1 protein-coding gene is annotated in these 744 nt (G+C 75.3%); it reads right to left on the bottom strand.

Annotated elements, in window-relative coordinates:
• Positions 1-678, bottom strand: a 678-nt coding sequence (locus KUM32_RS36950; RefSeq protein ID WP_217146246.1) for an ROK family transcriptional regulator, incomplete at its 3' end; no start/stop codon positions are given.
• Positions 679-744: the final 66 nt, after the last annotated feature.

Here is a 744-nt window from a genome sequence, read left to right as displayed (position 1 = left end):
CCCGGGGCTCAGCCCGGCCAGCACGAACACGACGTCGTCGGAGCGGGTCGCGGCGCCCTGCCAGTGCTCGGCGACGGCCGCCGTGTTCGCGTCGTTCTCCACCAGCACCGGGCAGCGGAACGAGCGGCGCAGCCGGTCGCCCAGCGGCAGCCCGGTCCAGCCGGGCAGCGCGGTGCTCAGCGCCACGTTGCCCTCGGCGTCCACGATGCCGGGGCTGCCCACGCCGACCGCCCGCAGCGAACTGCGGGCCACGCCCGCGCGCTTCAGCAGGTCGGCCACGGCCCCGCGCAGCCGCTCCAGCCGTTCGTCGGCCGAGGCCGCCACGGTGACCTCCCGTGCCACCGAGCCGAGCAGTCGGCCGTCGAGGTCGGACAGGAGCGCCGAGACGCGGTGCGGGCCGATCTCGATGCCGCACAGATGCCCCGCCTCCGCGCGGAAGCGGAACCTGCGCGCCGGGCGTCCCTGCCGGCGGGCCTCGCCCTCCTCGGCGGGCGTCTCCACCACCAGACCGCTGTCCGTCAGCCCCTCGACCACTCCCTCGACCGTCGGGCGCGAAAGCCCGGTGACTCGAACCAGATCCGTGAGGGTCGCGGACTCCACGGTCCGCAGCGCGTGCAGCACCACGGCGGAGTTGATCCGCCGCAGCAGTGACGGGTCCCCGCCGGTGAGCCGCCCCAATCCGGCCTCCCTACCTGTGCGTGTCTGCCGGATCGTATCTGTTGCCGCCCCTCCCGGCGACATCCC

It is taken from the genome of Streptomyces sp. AC627_RSS907, from assembly GCF_019049165.1.
Note: the sequence above shows the minus strand (reverse complement) of the source record. Positions and strands in the feature narration are given on the sequence as shown.